Origin of the sequence: Agrobacterium sp. LMR679 (assembly GCF_027157905.1) — a bacterium.
In the GTDB taxonomy this organism is placed as follows: domain Bacteria; phylum Pseudomonadota; class Alphaproteobacteria; order Rhizobiales; family Rhizobiaceae; genus Agrobacterium; species Agrobacterium leguminum.
This window is the reverse complement of the sequence record NZ_JAPVOJ010000001.1, coordinates 1,931,966-1,948,343: the sequence shown is the minus strand read 5'-3', so window position 1 is coordinate 1,948,343 and position 16,378 is coordinate 1,931,966. Positions and strand designations below refer to the sequence as shown.

The window sequence follows — 16,378 nt, the reverse complement described above, 5'->3', positions numbered from 1 at the left end:
ATCAAGAAATATGTAAATCAATGATGTATCAATTTTTGTTTCGGGGGAGGAAACGGCATATGAAACACACTGGCGGCAGCCTGCCAATGTATATGCAGATCGCGGAAATGCTGGTGCGCGAAGTGGCGGCGGGCCGGCTGATCGATGGCGAGAAGCTCGCGCCGGAGCGCGATATGGCGGCTGATCTCGGCATCGCCGTCGGCACGCTCCGCAAGTCGCTCGCCGAATTGCAGGAACGCGGCCTGCTGGAGCGGGTGCAGGGTTCCGGCAACTACATCCGCGCCGTCAGCGATCCGCAAAGCGTTTACGCCTTCTTCCGCCTCGAGATGATCGAGGGCGGCGGCCTGCCGACGGCGGAGGTTCTGGATGTGGCGCGCCTTGCCAAGCCCGCCGACCTACCCGCCTTCGGCACATCGACCGAAGGACACAGGATTCGTCGCCTGCGGCGCATTGCCGGCAAACCGGCGGCCATCGAAGAAATCTGGCTGGACGGCTCTTACGTCGACACCATCGCCATCGAGAACATGTCGGAATCTCTCTATCTCTATTACCGCACCCGCCTCAAGCTCTGGATATCGAAGGCGGAGGATCGCATCGATCTCGGCGAAGTACCGGAATGGACACCCGAGGTCTTCGGGCAGAAATCAGGCGCGCTGGTGCCGCGGGTGTTGCGTCTCAGCCAGGCGCAGGATGGTGCGGTGGCCGAAGTTTCATGGACCTGGTTCGATCATACCGTTGCGCGATACGTTTCACGCATACGTTGAGACCGCGCAAAATTCGCGTGATCCAGATGGATGGAGAAATTTGACGGGAGGCAAGCAAGCAGCGACCTGTCCTGCTGGTTGTTTTGCGACTATATTTCTTTAAATCAATGACTTAATAGTTTTTGATTTCTGTCAGAAATAAAATTGATACACTATTGATTTCCTTTTTATGAAAGGTAATATCACGTCCTCAGGGAGACAGGCGTTTCGCCATCCCACGATATCGCCAGACAATCGGGATCGATTTTCAACGATGCGATGCGTGGAACTTGAAGGTTGATACCGGCAATGGCGTCCATCCGAATTCTGGACGCGCCGGTCGTGAGGAGGAAAATATGGCTTCGGTCAGCCTGCGCAAGCTGGACAAGAGTTACGGTGCGCTTCGCATCGTCAAGGGCATAGACCTTGAAATCAACGATGGCGAATTCGTCGTGTTCGTCGGCCCTTCCGGCTGCGGCAAATCGACGACGCTGCGCATGGTCGCGGGGCTTGAAAGCATTACCGGCGGCGAGGTGAAGATCGGCGACCGCGTCGTCAACCGGCTGCCGCCGCGCGAGCGTGACATCGCCATGGTGTTTCAGGACTATGCGCTTTACCCACACAAGACCGTGCGCGAGAACATGGGTTTCAGCCTGAAGGTGCGCGGTGTCAGCGCATCGCAGGCCAATGCCAGCATCGACGAGGCGGCAAAGATGCTTGGCATCGAGCACCTTCTCGACCGGCGGCCCGGTCAGCTTTCCGGCGGCCAGCGTCAGCGCGTGGCCATGGGTCGCGCCATCGTGCGCCGCCCGCAGGTGTTTCTGTTCGATGAGCCGCTTTCCAACCTCGACGCCAAGCTGCGCGGACAGGTGCGCACGGAAATCAAGCGGCTGCATCAGCAGCTCGGCACGACCATCATCTACGTTACCCATGATCAGGTGGAGGCCATGACGCTGGCAGACCGCATCGTTATCCTGCGCGGCGGCGATATCGAGCAGGTCGGCACGCCGGACGAGGTCTATAACCGTCCGGAAAGCGTCTTTGTCGGCGGCTTCGTCGGCGCTCCGGCGATGAATTTCGCCCGCGCCAAGGTGAGCGGCGACCGGCTGGCATTTTCGGACGGCAATTCCCTGCCGATGGCAGCCATCCGGCCGTCCCGCGAAACGGGGCTCGAAGGGCGTGAAGTCATCGTCGGCATTCGTCCGGAACATTTCGGCCCCGCCGAGGGCTTCGACACGCAGCTTGCGGTCAAGGTGCAGGTGGTGGAGCCGCTGGGCTCGGACACGCTCGTCCATTTCAGCCTTGGCGATGCGGCGCTGACCGCACGCATGCCGCCGCATCTGCGGCCTGCGCCGAATGAGGAACTGAAGATCGGCGTCGATCCGTCCAAGGTCCATCTTTTCGACGCCGCGACGGAACGCTCGATTCACTGATCGCCGGGCGAAAAACGCTGCGGCCAAGGGTTTAATAACGGGAGGAACACATGACATTCAAAGCTATCGGGGGCAAAGCTATCGGGGGCAAAGCCCTCATGGGTGCAGCGCTCTGCGCAACAATGCTCACTTTCTCAGGACAGGCCTTTGCCGATGCCGAACTGAAAATCTTCGTTTCCAGCCAGCATCAGCCGGACGTCTGGCGCAAGGCGCTCGATCAATATGAGGCGAAGACGCCGGGCGTGAAGGTTGTCATCGAGACCGGCGGCAACACCTCGGAAATGCAGGCGCAATATCTCAACACCGTGATGTCGGCCAAGGATTCCAGCCTCGACGTGCTGATGCTCGACGTCATCCGTCCCGCGCAATTCGCCACCGCCGGCTGGACCAGCGATTTTTCCGGCAAGGACATGTCCGCCTATCTGCCGACCTATGCCGAAGCCAACACCGTGGACGGCAAGATCGTGGCATTGCCCGCCTTCGCCGACTCCATGTTCCTTTATTACCGCAAGGACCTGCTGGACAAATACGGCATTCAGCCGCCAACCACCTGGGACGAGCTGAAGGAAGCATCCAAGAAGGTGATGGAGGGTGAAAAGAACCCCGAGCTTCAGGGCCTGTCCTTCCAGGGCAAGGCGATCGAAGGCGCGGTCTGCACCTTCCTCCTGCCCTATTGGAGCGAAGGCAAGTCGCTGGTCGAAAACGGCAAGCTGAACTTCGATAATCAGGCGGCCGTGGATTCGCTGAAGCTCTGGAAGAGCTTCGTCGATGAAGGTATTTCCAAGAAGAACATTTCCGAAGTCGCGACCGACGACACCCGCAAGGAATTCCAGGCCGGCAAGGTTCTCTTCGCCGTCAACTGGTCCTACGCCTGGACGCATTTCCAGGGCAAGGAATCGCAGGTGAACGACAAGGTTGGCGTCGCCCGCCTGCCGGCCGTCAAGGGCGGCGAGCAGACAACCTGCCTCGGCGGCTGGGAATTCGGCGTTTCCGCCTATTCCAAGCAGCAGGATGAAGCCAAGAAGCTGGTGGAATATCTCTCCGGTCAGGATGTGTCGAAGTTCATGGCCATCAACGCCACGCTGCTGCCGACCTATGCCGCGCTTTACAAGGATGCCGACGTGACCAAGGCAATCCCGTGGTTCGCCGACGCCCTGCCCGTGGTTGAAACCGCCAAGGCCCGTCCCGTGACGCCGCGTTACAACGAGGTCAGCGAGACGATCCGCACCACCGTCAACGGCGTACTTGCCGGCGTCATGACGCCGGAGGACGGCGCAAAGCAGATGGAAAGCCGTCTGCGGCGCGTGTTGCGCTAAGCTTCAAGCCCGGAAAGCGGCATGGTTTCATGCCCTTTCCGGCTGCTTCGACGGACAGGAATAAACGCGCCCGGGCGGCGCGATAAACGGGCCGGACATGAACCGGTCCGATCGGGAGACGATGACGTGAATCCAGTTGCGGGAGTGGCAGGTGTGACAATGCCGGAAAGAACCATGGTCCGGGTGGACGAAAAGCAGCTGCCGCGCTGGACGCGGTGGCTCGATCTCGGCGACCGGTCGCTGGCCGTGCTTCTGCTGGCGCCTGCCGCCATTCTTCTGTCGCTGATCATCGTCTATCCGGTGGCGCGGCTCGTTTATACCTCGTTTTTCAGTCTGTCGCTGACATCCGGCCTGCCGGCGGAATTCATCGGCTTTGAAAACTACACGGCGATGTTCGATGACCCGATCTTCTGGGAAACGACCTGGAATACGGTTCTGATAACGCTGATTACCGTGCCCGGCGCACTGTTCATGGGCCTTGGCCTCGCACTGCTCGCCAACCTGCCCTTTTCCATGCAATGGCCGATGCGCCTGTCGCTGCTCATCCCCTGGGCGCTGCCGCTCTCCTTTGCCGGCCTGATCTTTGCTTGGTTCTTCCATTACGAGTATGGCGTGGTCAATGATGTGCTGAACCGGCTGGGCTTTGAAGGCGTCATCTGGTTCAACTCCCCCAACTGGGCGTTTGCGGCCATCTGCCTGACCATCATCTGGAAGACATCCTCCTTCATGGCGCTGATGATCCTTGCCGGCCTGCAGACCATTCCGCGCTCGCTCTACGAGGCGGCGGATGTGGATGGCGCCGGTAAAATCCGGCAGTTCTTCGAAATCACCCTGCCGCTTCTCAAGCCCTCGATCGTCGTTGCCCTCATCTTCCGCACGATCACGGCGCTGCAGACCTTTGATATTCCTTACATGATGACCGGCGGCGGCCCCGGCACATCCACCACGACGCTTGCCATGTACATTCACCAGAACACCGTTTCCTTCCTCGATCTCGGCTACGGTTCGGCGCTCGCTGTCATGATGTTTGCGCTCTCCATGTGCGTCACCGCCGTTTATCTCCGCATCATCAGGACGAAGGACTGATCCCATGAGCACCGTTGCAAATTCCGGTCTGTCCTCGTTCTTCTCCGGCAAGCCGCTGCGCTTCATTGCGGCCTCCATCCTTCTGGTCAACGGCCTGTTTCCGGCAATCTGGATCCTCTTCACCTCGCTGAAGACGGAAGCGGAACTGACGGCAAAGCCGATCACCTGGTTTCCGCACGCGCCCACGCTGGCCAACTACATGCAGGCCTTTTCCGATCAGCCGCTGCACCTCTTCCTGTTCAACAGCTTCATGGTGGCGCTGCTTTCGACCGCACTCACCATCCTGATCTCGGTGCTGGCGGCTTACGCGCTGGCGCGGCTCAACCTCAAATACCGGGCGCTGATCCTCTCGCTCATCATCGCCGTTTCCACCTTCCCGCTGGTGACCCTGCTGGTGCCTCTGTTCGAAATCATGCGGGCGCTGAACCTGCTTAACAGCTGGACGGCGCTTATCCTGCCCTACACCGTGCTTTCGCTGCCGGTCTGCACGCTGATGCTGGTCTCCTTCTTCGAAAGCATTCCGCGCGATCTCGAAAACGCCGCCATGATCGATGGCTGCACCCGCATCGGCGCGCTGTTCAAGGTGGTGGTGCCGCTCTGCGCACCGGGCGTTTTCACCGCAGGTATTCTCGCCTTCGTTAATGCCTGGGATGAATTCCTGCTGGCGCTTTCCTTCAATTCCAATCCGGCCCTTCGCACCCTGCCCGTCGGCATCCAGCTTTATCAGGGTGAATTCGCCTTCCCCTGGCCGGTCATTTCGGCGGCGCTGGTGGTTGGTATCGTGCCGGTCGCGATCCTGATCGTCATCTTCCAGGAGCGGGTCGTCTCGGGTCTCACCGCCGGTGGTCTCAAGGGCTAAAAGGTAAAGTCATGCATTTCGAAACGACCAAAGACGGCTTCGCGCTCACGATCGGCAACCGCACCATACTTTCCCATTCTCCCCAAAACCCGGCCTTCTTCGCCGGTTTCGGCAAGGAGCGAATGGACATGTATCGCGGCAATTTCGATATCGAAGACTATGTCATTGAGCGAACCGCCCTGCGCCACGCCGAGGTCAACGGCGACAGCATCACGCTCTCATCCGCGCCGGGACAGGCACCGCGCCTTCGCCTGACACTCGACGGCAACGCGATGCGGCTAACGGCGCTGGATGACACCGTCAACCGCCTCTGGCTGCGCGTCGTTGCGGAAACGGATGAGCATGTCTGGGGCGGCGGCGAACAGATGTCCTATTTCGACATGCGCGGCCGGCGTTTCCCGCTCTGGACTTCCGAGCCGGGGGTCGGCCGCGACAAGACCACCGAAATCACCTTCAAGTCCGATGTCAGCGGCAAGGCGGGCGGTGATTATTACAATACCAACTATCCGCAGCCGACTTACCTGTCGTCGCGCAGATACGCCCTCCATGTGGAGACAAGCGCCTATTCGGTCTTCGATTTCCGCAACGGCGATTTCCATGAGATCGAAATCTGGGCCATTCCCGAAAAGATCGAATTCTTCGCCGGCGATCATTTTGCCGATATCGTTTCCGCCCTGTCGCTGCGGTTCGGACGTCAGCCAGAACTGCCGGAATGGATCTATGGCGGCGCGATCATCGGGTTAAAGGATGGCGTCAACTCCTTCGCCAGACTGGAGAAAATCCGCGCAGCCGGAACGAAGGTGTCCGGCCTCTGGTGCGAAGACTGGGTGGGTCTTCGCCAGACGTCATTCGGCGCGCGCCTGTTCTGGGACTGGCAGGCGAATGATACGCGTTATCCGCATCTGCGCCAGAAGATCGCCGAGCTTGCCGATCAGGGCATCCGCTTCCTGGGTTATGTAAACCCCTATCTCTGCGTCGATGGTCCGCTTTTCCCGGTTGCCGAAAAAGCCGGTTATTTCGCCGCCGACGCCGAGGGCAAGACGGCGCTGGTGGATTTCGGCGAATTCGATTGCGGCGTGGTCGATTTCACCAATCCGGCCGCCGCCGACTGGTTTGCCGAAGAGATCATCGGCAGGAACATGCTCGATTTCGGCCTCTCCGGCTGGATGGCCGATTTTGGCGAATATCTGCCGATCGATATCAACCTTTCCAACGGCGTCGATGCCAAGCTGATGCACAATGCCTGGCCAACGCTCTGGGCCGAGGTGAACGCCAAGGCCGTCGAAAGCCGCGGCAAGACCGGCGAAGCGCTGTTCTTCATGCGCGCCGGCTTCACCGGCGTGCAGGCCCATTGCCCCCTCATCTGGGGCGGCGACCAATCGGTTGACTTCTCCCGTCACGACGGCCTGGTCACCGTCATCTGCGGGGCGCTCTCCTCCGGCCTCATGGGCAATGCCTATCACCATTCCGACATTGGCGGTTACACCAGCCTGTTCGGCAATGTCAGAACCGCAGAGCTCATCATGCGCTGGACGGAAATGGCCGCCTTCACGCCGGTCATGCGTACACATGAGGGCAACCGGCCGCGCGACAATCTCCAGATCGATCAGGATGAGGCGGTTCTTGCCCATTTCGCCCGCATGACATCCATCTATGTCGCACTTGCCCCCTATCTGAAATCGCTCTCGGCGGAAGCGGCCAGGACGGGTCTGCCGGTGCAGCGTCCGCTCTTCCTGCACTACGAGAATGACCGGCAGACCTATGCCATTCAGGACTGCTATCTCTACGGGGCGGACATGCTTGTCGCACCCGTCTGGAAAGCAGGTGAAACACAACGCTCGCTCTATCTTCCGGGCGATGGTGAATGGGTGCACCTGTGGAGCGGCACGCATTATCCCGGCGGACAGGACGTCACCGTCGAAGCGCCGCTCGGCGAGCCGGCGGTGTTCTATCGTGCAGATAGCAGCCATCGGTCGCTGTTTGAACAGCTTCGCACCATTGGCTGACAAAGGGCTAAACGAGTGGGTTCGTCCCTGCCATCACCCCGTCAGGCGGGGTGATGTGATGGCCTTTTTGAAAAGGGCGGTCATCGCATCGCTGATGCCCTGCGACGGGCTGACTTCGAAGAACAGGCCCGGCGAAGCGCATTGCTGCATGCGTGCGCCGATTTCCGGCTGAAAGGGTTTGATCCAGCTATTATACCAGTCATTGGTCGGCAGCGGCAGATAGGTGGTATAAAGCACGGCGATCCGAAAACCCTTCTCCTTCAGCTTCGTGCAATATTTGATATCGATCGGTTCCTGACAGCGGCCGCTGGTGGTTTTTTTGGTGCAGGCGGATGGCTTGTAGCTGTCGCCGACGCCGTCTGAAACGAAGAAGATGATCTTTTCGGGGCTGGCCGAACTTGCACCGGTGCCCGAACTGCCGACCCTGTCGCCAATCTGGGTCAGTGCCCGGTCGAAATCGGTCTGCTGGTCGTTGTTGAACCCCTGCTTGGGGATCGACATCAGGTCGACTTCAGCGGCTTTTTTCTTCGCGATCGCCAGATCAGATGTCAACGACACGACTTCGAGCAGCTTCGTATCTTCCGCTTTCTCTCCGAAGGAGTAAACCGCCATACGATATTGATTGCTGCTTTTGCGCATGGACTTTGCCGTATCCATCAGGCTTGCCGTGGCCTGCGCCACCACATTGATGCGCGTTGTGACCCCGAGGCTTTTGGCCTTGTAGTAATAGCTGTTCTTATCCACCACCCCGTCTTTCACGATGTGACAGGCGAAAGCACATTTGTCGCTCGTATTCGCAACCATGGTGGCAACGTCGGTTGGCGTCGCGCCAACGCCCATCGAGGGGGTGTTATCCAGAAGGACATAGAAGTCGCTGAATGTTTCCGTCTCGTATTTGGCGGTCGCCTTGCCCGAAACGGTGATGAGATCCTCTCCGAGTATCCGTGAAAGCGTCGTGCCGACGGATGCCGTGAAATTGACCGAGGATTCGATGGCATTACCCTGCTTGATCACCGACACGTCAAGAGACAGGAGCTTGTAGTCGGGATTGGCCCGCTCATTGCTTTCAAAGAATGCGGAGGCTTCATCAGTGCCAAGCGAAATGACACCGTCGCCCGACATTTCCTTTGCCTTGTGAACGCTCGACGACGTATCGGCGACCACCGCAAGCGCCGCGGCATCCGCCGCCATCTGCAGGTCCGATTTGACGGCCATGCCACGCGTTATATCAAGGGCCACGCCGGCCGCCCCAATCAACGGCACCATCAACAGGGCGCTGAGAATGCCGAAATTTCCCGATTTATCCTGCCAGATGTTCTTCAAATTCGCCCCCGGAACTTTTCCCCGGAGCGAAAGTTAGCCGAACAATATTGAAAGGCAGTTTCAAGAGATAACTAATTTTCGATAAATCTAATTTCCTCAATAACTAATACGCCAATGGGAGATGCGCAGCGGCGCGAGGCCGTTCGGGCATTCAAGATCACGCCTGACGACGGATCGCTGGTCGGACGTTGACATTTATGAAACTTGACCTACAAAACAAACTCTTCCGAGGGGAGCACCGAACGGTGCTGAGATGGCGATGAGCCGGACCCTTGAACCTGATCCGGGTCATGCCGGCGTAGGAACGGAACTGTCGCGCTAGTAGGCGCTGCCCTTTCTCTTCTCCGCTTTGCCTGATCTCCGAGATTGTCACATCTGGAGACGAATGATGATGCTGAAACCTTCCGCCCTTCGCACACGGTGCGTCTGCATCTGAGGTCCGGCTCATGCGTGCCACCCATGCGCTAAACGGTGTCGGTCTTCTGCTGGTTTTCTGGCAGGCGGGAACATGGCTGTTTTCGCCGCCCCGCTACATCCTGCCGTCGCCCGCCGATGTTGCCGGCGCTTTCTGGCGCCAGCCCGGCTTCCTGTTCGGGCAGGCACTGGTAACGCTCGGTGAAATGGCGCTCGGGCTCGCGGCGGGCATCGCCGCCGGCATTCTCGTCGCTTTCACGATTGCCGCCATCCCGCGCCTCGGCCGCCTCGTCTGGCCCATGGTTCTGGTGTTGCAGGCCTTTCCGGTCTTCGTGCTCGCCCCCATCCTCGTCCTCTGGTTCGGTTTCGGCATGGCTTCGAAAGTGGTCATGACGGCGATCATCATCTTCTTCCCCGTTGCCTCCGCTTTCACGGATGGCCTCAACCGCACCGATCGCGCCATCCTCGACGCCGCCTCGCTGACTGAGGCGAGCCACTGGCAGATCCTCACCCGGTTGCGCGTGCCGCTGGCGTTGCCCTCGCTCATTTCCGGCCTGAGGGTTGCCGCGCCGCTTGCCCCACTCGGCGCCGTCATCGGCGAATGGGTGGGCGCATCGGCCGGGCTCGGGTTTGTGATGATCCAGTCCAATGCCCGCATGCAGACCGACACCATGTTCGCCGCCATGGCCATTCTCGCCGTCATGGCGGTGCTGCTGCGGCTCATCGTCGACCGGGCGACCGCCAATCTGGCCCCCTGGGCGAAGGAAACAGAACACACCATTCCTTTCAGATCTTTACGGAGACTTTCGGCACCATGAAACGAACTCTTCTTTCCCTCGTCGTCGCGGCAGCAAGCGTGCTTTCACCCATGCAATCGCATGCGGCAGACAAGCTGACCGTGTTGCTCGAGTGGTTCGTGAACCCCGATCATGCGCCGATGGTAATCGCGAAAGAACGCGGCCTGTTTGCCGAGGCCGGGCTGGAGGTGGAACTGGTTCCGCCCGCAGACCCCTCCGCCGTGCCGCGTCTCGTCTCGGCCAAACAGGCCGATATCGGCGTGCACTACCAACCGAACCTCTACCTCGATCACGATGCCGGCCTTCCGCTCGTGCGTTTCGGCACGCTGGTCGAAACCCCGCTCAACACTGTCACCGTTCTGGCCGATGGTCCGATCAAAAGCCTGAAGGACCTTAAAGGCAAGAAGGTCGGCTTTTCCGTTTCCGGCTTCGAGGATGCGATGCTGAAGCGCATGCTGGAAAAGGACGGTCTGACGAAGGATGATATCGAACTCATCAACGTCAATTTCTCGCTCTCGCCGTCGCTGATCGCCGGCAAGGTGGATGCCACGCTGGGCGGCTTCCGCAATTTCGAGCTGACGCAGATGAAGCTGGAGGGACATGAAGGCCGCTCTTTCTTTCCGGAGGAACACGGCGTGCCGGCTTATGACGAGCTGATCTTCGTCACGCACCGCGATCTCGCGAAAGACAACCGCCTGCCGCGTTTCCTCTCCGCCGTGGAACAGGCCGCGATCTTCATTACCAATCATCCTCAGGAATCCTGGCAGCTTTTCATCAAGGCCTATCCGAACCTTGACGATGCGCTGAACAAGCAGGCCTTCTTCGACACGCTGCCGCGTTTCGCCAAGCGCCCCGCCGCGCTCGATCGCACCCGCTATGCCCGTTTTGGCGCCTTCATGCAGGAGATGCAGCTGATCAAGCAGGCACCGGCGGCGGACGACATCGCCGTGGAGCTGCAGCAGCCATGACGACGACTTTTCCGACAGCGGCAAAGGCCGCCGAGATTCTGGAGCGCGTGCGGCAGACGCGCCCGCGCGTGCATTGCCTGATGAACACCGTGGTGCAGAAATTCACCGCAGACGGCATCACCGTCGTCGGCGGCATTCCCTCCATGACCACCTCGCTCGAGGAGATCGAGAGTTTTGTCACCAAGGCGGATGCGCTGACCGTCAATCTCGGCACGCTGGATGCCGAGCGGCGAAAGGTCATCCGGCTGGCGATCGAAATCGCCAATGCATCCGGCAAGCCGTGGATCGTCGACCCCGTGCATTGCGATTATTCGCCGTCACGGCTGGAATTCACCCGCGAACTCATCGCCCTTTCCCCCACCATCGTGCGCGGCAATCGCGCCGAAATGAGCCTGATCGGCGATGTGCCGGATGCTGTCCGGATTGAGACCGGGCCGGTCGATCATCTGCGCGATGCCGCCCGCAGCATCAGGATCGTCAACGGTCATCCGTGGATGGCGAAGGTGACGGGAACAGGGTGCCTTTCGGGCGGCGTCATCGCCGCCTTCATGGCAGTGGAAAAGGACGCCCTGACTGCGGCGGCCTCCGCCCTTGCCGTCACCGGCGTTTCCGCCGAACTCGCAGCAAAACACGCCAGAGGCCCCGGTACCTTCGAACCGGCGTTTCTGGATGCGCTTTCCGAAATTTCCGGCGAGGACATCACAACTCACGCGAGGATAGAGCATGAACAAGGTTGATTACCGCCTCAACGCACTGGTCGATGCGAGCCTTGGCGATGTCGCGCCGCTGCCGGAGCTTGCTCTGGCCGCCGCACTGAACGGCGCGACCCTTCTGCAATATCGCGACAAGCACGGCTCGACGCGGGAGATGATCGAAAACGCCCATGCCATTCACCAGGCCATCGCCGGCACCGGCGTGCCGCTGGTCATTAACGATCGGGTGGATGTGGCGCTCGCATCGGGCGCGGACGGGGTGCATCTCGGCGCCGACGACATGGACGCCAAAACCGCAAGGCGTATTCTCGGCGAAAAGGCGATCATCGGCCTCACCGTCAAGAACCGCCCCGATGCCGAACGGGCAGCCTCGATGCCCGTCGACTACGCCTGCATCGGCGGCGTGTTCGAAACCGTTTCCAAGGTCAATCCGGACAGGCCGGTCGGTATCGACGGTTTTACCACGCTGCGCGCCCTGCTGAAGGAGTGGAAGCCGGATATGCCGGTCGGCGCTATCGCCGGCATCGATCTTGCCCGCGTGCCACCCGTCATTGCCGCCGGCGCGGATGGTGTGGCGGTCATTTCCGCCATTTTCCGCGCGGGCGATATTGCCAGCGCGACCAAGGACTTCCGCTCCAGGATTGATGCGGCGCTGAAAGCGAGACAGCCATGACAGCCATTGCATTGACCATTGCCGGCTCCGACAGCGGCGGCGGCGCGGGTATTCAGGCGGATATCAAGACCTTCTCCGCGCTCGGCGCCTATGCCGCCAGCGTCATCACCGCCATAACCGCCCAGAACACCAAGGGCGTGACGGCGGTGGAGGATATTTCGGTCGTCACCATCGTCGCGCAGATGGATGCGGTATTCTCCGATCTCGCCGTCAATGCGGTGAAGATCGGCATGGTCTCGCGGATCGAAACCATCGCCGCGATCGCGGAACGGCTTCGGCGGCAATCGCAGCCGGTGGTGCTGGACCCGGTCATGGTAGCTACATCAGGCGACCGTTTGCTGCATGAAGACGCGATCGAGACATTGCGCCGCGACTTGCTGCCGCTCGCGACCATCGTTACGCCGAACCTGCCGGAAGCGGCGCTGCTGACCGGGACTTCGATGGCGAAGACGGAGACGGAGATCGCCCGCCAGGCTGAGTTGATCCTGAAGGCGGGGGCGAAAGCCGTGCTCATCAAGGGCGGCCATGACGATGGGCCTGAGAGCACGGATTACCTGTTTGCGGATGGCGCCATGCAGGCGCTTTCCGCGCCGAGGGTCGAGACGAAGAACGACCACGGCACCGGCTGCACATTGGCGGCGGCGATTACGGCTCATCTGGCGAGGGGTAGTGAGTTGCGGGAGGCGGTTGGGCTTGCGAAGGAGTATCTGAATGGGGCGCTCGATGCCGGGCGGGGCCTTGCCATCGGGCATGGGCGGGGGCCGGTGCATCATTTTTATCGATGGTGGGGTTAGCGATGAGAGGGCGGAGTTTGGGGTTTACCCCCTCTGTCCTGCCGGACATCTCCCCCTCAAGGGGAGATCGGGGGGGAGCGACCGCCCCTTCCCTTGCAACCGTCTTACTATCGATAAACTGTCCTACTGAATATGGCGAGCAAGCCGCTTGTCGATCTCCCCCTTGAGGGGGAGATGTCCGGCAGGACAGAGGGGGGTGGCCGCATATTCTGCCGCTCGCAAAATACGACTACCGCGCCTTCGGCGTCGCCAACACATTCCGGATCGCAAAACTCGAATGAATGCGCGAAACCCCCGGCAGCTTCGACAGAATTTCCTTGTGAATCCGCTCGAAATCGCCAGCACTTTCCGCCTCGCAGCGCAGAAAATAATCCGAACCGCCCGTCATCAGATAACATTCGCGGATCTCAGGATAGCGCCGCACCGCATTTTCGAAACGGTTGAGAAAATCCTCCGTCTGGCGGTCGAGCGTGATCTGCACGATGACCGAAATCACCTCGCCGCCGGCAAGCCCGCTGGTCAGCGCCGTATATCCGCGGATAATCCCTTCCCGCTCGAGAATATCGACCCGGCGAAGGCAGGCGGATGCGGAAAGCCCGACTTCGGCCGCCAGTTTCGCATTGCTGATACGGGCATTGAGCCGAAGCAGGCGGATGATGTGGCGGTCGGTCGCATCGAGTGACGACATAGAAGATTCCAATCAGCAAAAGAAAATTGCGCCATTGTGAATTCTATCGCATTTTCTTCGAACAATCGCCAAGAAATTCGACAATCGTTGCAATACCCTCATGGGATAAAAATGAGGGTGAACGACCATGGACATGCAGATCAGCCGCCAGCAGGCCGCCGGTGGTGCAAGCGGTCATCTGACCATCGATCTCGGCGCATTGCGCGACAATTATCTGACCCTTGCGGCCATGGCGCCTGCGTCGCAGACGGCAGCGGTCGTCAAGGCCGATGCATACGGTCTCGGCGCGGATATCGTCTCGCAGGTCCTGTTCGAGGCGGGCTGCCGCAATTTCTTCGTCGCCCATATCGATGAAGCGCTGGCCTTGCGGCTGCGGCTTTCGGCAGAAGCGCGGATCTTTGTTCTCAACGGTCTTCAGCCCGGCAACGAGACCTCCTGCGCTGCCATGGCCGTTACCCCGGTTCTGAATTCGCTGGAGCAGATCGCCCAATGGTCGACGCACGCCAAAAAGCTTGGCAAGGCGCTCACCGCCGCCGTGCAGATCGATACCGGCATGTGCCGTCTCGGCCTCTCCCCCGAAGAACTCGAAATCCTCGCCTCCCGGCCGCAATTGCTGGATGGCATCGACATCGCCTTCGTCATGAGCCACCTCGCCTGCGCCGATGAACCGGACCATGCCTCCAATGCCGCGCAGCTTGCGGTGATGCGCAAAGCCGCCATTGCCTTTCCTGAAGCGCCCGTCTGCTTTTCGAATTCCGGCGGCATCTTTCTGGGCAATGATTACCACAACCACCTGCTGCGCCCCGGCATCGCGCTTTATGGCGGCGCGCCGTCCGTTACACGCCCCAACCCGATGAAGCCGGTCGTTCGCCTCGATCTGGCCGTCATCCAGACCCGCACCGTTCCCGTCGGTTCGCTGGTTGGTTACGGCGGCTCTTTCGAAGCGGCCGGGCCCACGCGTCTGGCAACCATCGCCGCCGGTTACGCTGACGGCCTGCCGCGTTCGCTCAGCAATCGCGGCGCGGCGTGGTATAACGGCGTGCGCCTGCCGATTGCGGGACGCGTTTCGATGGACAGCATCATTCTCGACATATCCGCCCTGCCCGAGGGAACATTGACCCAGGGCAGCCTTGTGCAGATGATCGGGCCTGAGCAGACGCTGGAAGACATCGCCGAGGATGCGGACACGATCGCCTATGAAATCCTGACCGGCCTCGGACGCCGCTATCGACGCCTTTATATTCAGCCGGGAGAAACCCCGGCAGCCGCTTCAACATCAGTCAATCACAAGTGAGACGATCATGAACGTCACTATCCTCGGAGCCGGCGTCGTCGGCGTGACATCCGCCTGGTATCTGGCCAAAGCCGGGCACAAGGTGACGGTGATCGACCGCCAGCCGGCCGCGGCACTGGAAACCAGCTTCGCCAATGCGGGTGAAGTTTCCCCCGGCTATTCCTCGCCCTGGGCTGCGCCCGGCATTCCGGTCAAGGCGATGAAATGGCTGTTCATGAAACACGCGCCGCTGATCATCCGCCCGACGGCCGATCCGGCCGCATGGCGCTGGATGAGCCAGATGCTGCGCAACTGCACCTCGGCGCGTTACGCCATCAACAAGAGCCGCATGGTGCGCGTTGCCGAATATAGCCGCGATTGCCTGATGGCGCTTCGTGAAGAAACCGGCATCGAATATGAGCAGCGCATGCAGGGCACGCTGGAGGTGTTCCGCACCCAGAAGCAGTTCGATGCCATCGGCAAGGATGTCGACGTGCTGACGGCAGGCGGCGTGCCTTTCGAGATTCTCGACCGCGACGGCTGCGCCGCCATCGAACCCGGTCTTTCTCCTTCGAAGGAGAAGATCGTCGGCGGCCTGCGCCTGCCGGGCGATGAAACCGGCGATTGCTTCATGTTCACCAGCGAACTTGCCCGTATGGCGGAAGAGGCGGGCGTCACCTTCCTTTACGATACCGGCATCATGCGCCCCATCGTCGAGGCAGGGCGCGTCAAGGCTGTGGAGACCACCCGCGGGCTGGTGGAGGCCGATATTTTCGTGGCGGCACTGGGCAGCTATTCGCCGCAGTTCGTGCGCCAGCTTGGCCTTACCCTACCGGTTTACCCGGTCAAGGGTTACTCCATCACGGTTCCGATCGTTAAAGAGGAGCGCGCGCCCGTTTCCACGGTCATGGACGAAACGTTCAAGGTGGCGATTACCCGCCTCGGCTCACGTATCCGCGCCGGCGGCATGGCGGAAATCGCCGGTTTCAGCAAGGATTTGCCGGCAGCGCGGCAGGAAACGCTGGCCCACTCAGTGGAAGACCTGTTCGGCGGCGCGGGCGACCAGACCCAGGCGAAATTCTGGTGCGGCCTGCGCCCGATGACGCCGGATGGCACGCCTGTCATCGGCGCCACGCGCTACAGCAATCTTTATCTCAATACCGGCCACGGCACGCTTGGCTGGACCATGTCCTGCGGCTCCGCCCGGGTGCTCGCCGATCTCATCAGCGGCAACAAGCCGGAGATCGACACGCACGATCTGGCGATCAGCCGTTACGCCGCCTGACACGTAA

15 protein-coding genes and 1 riboswitch are annotated in these 16,378 nt (G+C 60.5%); of the genes, 13 read left to right on the top strand and 2 right to left on the bottom strand.

The annotated features are described in order from the left end of the window. Nucleotides 1-59: 59 nt before the first annotated feature. The 6 genes from O3W47_RS09075 (at nt 60) to O3W47_RS09050 (ending at nt 7,443) form a co-directional block, all read left to right on the top strand. The gene (locus O3W47_RS09075; RefSeq protein ID WP_269313510.1) at nt 60-764 is read left to right on the top strand and encodes a GntR family transcriptional regulator; all 705 of its coding nucleotides are present in this window, start codon (nt 60-62) and stop codon (nt 762-764) included. 335 nt (nt 765-1,099) lie between these two features. Beyond that, nucleotides 1,100-2,176, top strand: a complete 1,077-nt coding sequence (locus O3W47_RS09070) for an ABC transporter ATP-binding protein (protein ID WP_080819122.1) — start codon at nt 1,100-1,102, stop codon at nt 2,174-2,176. Nucleotides 2,177-2,226: 50 nt separating this feature from the next. Next, the gene (locus tag O3W47_RS09065; RefSeq protein WP_135397347.1) at nt 2,227-3,492 is read left to right on the top strand and encodes an ABC transporter substrate-binding protein; all 1,266 of its coding nucleotides are present in this window, start codon (nt 2,227-2,229) and stop codon (nt 3,490-3,492) included. A gap of 174 nt (nt 3,493-3,666) precedes the next feature. Beyond that, nucleotides 3,667-4,578 carry a carbohydrate ABC transporter permease gene (locus tag O3W47_RS09060; RefSeq protein WP_003519885.1) on the top strand — a complete coding sequence of 304 codons (912 nt, stop codon included), beginning with the start codon at nt 3,667-3,669 and terminating at the stop codon, nt 4,576-4,578. A 4-nt stretch (nt 4,579-4,582) separates the two neighbouring features. Then, entirely contained in the window at nt 4,583-5,437 is an 855-nt protein-coding gene (locus O3W47_RS09055; protein ID WP_035220846.1) for a carbohydrate ABC transporter permease, read from the top strand. Nucleotides 5,438-5,448: 11 nt separating this feature from the next. After that, nucleotides 5,449-7,443: an alpha-glucosidase gene (locus O3W47_RS09050; protein WP_269313509.1), complete on the top strand. Its 1,995-nt coding sequence runs from the start codon at nt 5,449-5,451 to the stop codon at nt 7,441-7,443. Between the two features lie 33 nt (nt 7,444-7,476). On the opposite strand, the gene O3W47_RS09045 is transcribed toward O3W47_RS09050, so the two are convergent. After that, nucleotides 7,477-8,766 (bottom strand): TadE/TadG family type IV pilus assembly protein, encoded by a 1,290-nt coding sequence (locus O3W47_RS09045; RefSeq protein WP_269313508.1) that lies wholly within the window; start codon nt 8,764-8,766, stop codon nt 7,477-7,479. Between the two features lie 219 nt (nt 8,767-8,985). After that, nucleotides 8,986-9,088, top strand: a riboswitch (TPP riboswitch). Between the two features lie 124 nt (nt 9,089-9,212). On the opposite strand from O3W47_RS09045, the gene O3W47_RS09040 reads away from it, so the two are divergent. The 5 genes from O3W47_RS09040 to thiD are packed head-to-tail and all read left to right on the top strand — an operon-like array spanning nt 9,213 to nt 13,125. Next, a complete protein-coding gene (locus O3W47_RS09040; protein WP_080819125.1) occupies nt 9,213-9,998 on the top strand; it encodes an ABC transporter permease in 786 nt (261 codons plus the stop codon). Further along, nucleotides 9,995-10,945, top strand: a complete 951-nt coding sequence (locus O3W47_RS09035; protein WP_174023165.1) for an ABC transporter substrate-binding protein — start codon at nt 9,995-9,997, stop codon at nt 10,943-10,945. Before O3W47_RS09040 ends, O3W47_RS09035 begins: the two co-directional genes overlap by 4 nt. Beyond that, nucleotides 10,942-11,682, top strand: coding sequence for a hydroxyethylthiazole kinase (locus O3W47_RS09030; RefSeq protein WP_269313507.1), 741 nt, complete (start codon nt 10,942-10,944; stop codon nt 11,680-11,682). The genes O3W47_RS09035 and O3W47_RS09030 overlap by 4 nt, the downstream gene beginning before the upstream one ends. Then, nucleotides 11,669-12,331, top strand: a complete 663-nt coding sequence (thiE, locus tag O3W47_RS09025; protein ID WP_269313506.1) for a thiamine phosphate synthase — start codon at nt 11,669-11,671, stop codon at nt 12,329-12,331. Before O3W47_RS09030 ends, thiE begins: the two co-directional genes overlap by 14 nt. Then, nucleotides 12,328-13,125 carry a bifunctional hydroxymethylpyrimidine kinase/phosphomethylpyrimidine kinase gene (gene thiD, locus O3W47_RS09020; RefSeq protein ID WP_137453941.1) on the top strand — a complete coding sequence of 266 codons (798 nt, stop codon included), beginning with the start codon at nt 12,328-12,330 and terminating at the stop codon, nt 13,123-13,125. Before thiE ends, thiD begins: the two co-directional genes overlap by 4 nt. A 229-nt stretch (nt 13,126-13,354) precedes the next feature. Here thiD and O3W47_RS09015 read toward each other — a convergent pair whose 3' ends face one another. Beyond that, nucleotides 13,355-13,813, bottom strand: coding sequence for an Lrp/AsnC family transcriptional regulator (locus O3W47_RS09015; RefSeq protein WP_003500727.1), 459 nt, complete (start codon nt 13,811-13,813; stop codon nt 13,355-13,357). 127 nt (nt 13,814-13,940) lie between these two features. On the opposite strand from O3W47_RS09015, the gene alr reads away from it, so the two are divergent. Together alr and O3W47_RS09005 are read left to right on the top strand one after the other, a co-directional pair. Beyond that, the gene (gene alr / locus O3W47_RS09010) at nt 13,941-15,107 is read left to right on the top strand and encodes an alanine racemase (protein WP_269313505.1); all 1,167 of its coding nucleotides are present in this window, start codon (nt 13,941-13,943) and stop codon (nt 15,105-15,107) included. Nucleotides 15,108-15,114: 7 nt separating this feature from the next. Next, entirely contained in the window at nt 15,115-16,371 is a 1,257-nt protein-coding gene (locus O3W47_RS09005; protein ID WP_269313504.1) for a D-amino acid dehydrogenase, read from the top strand. The last annotated feature ends 7 nt before the right edge of the window (nt 16,372-16,378 follow it).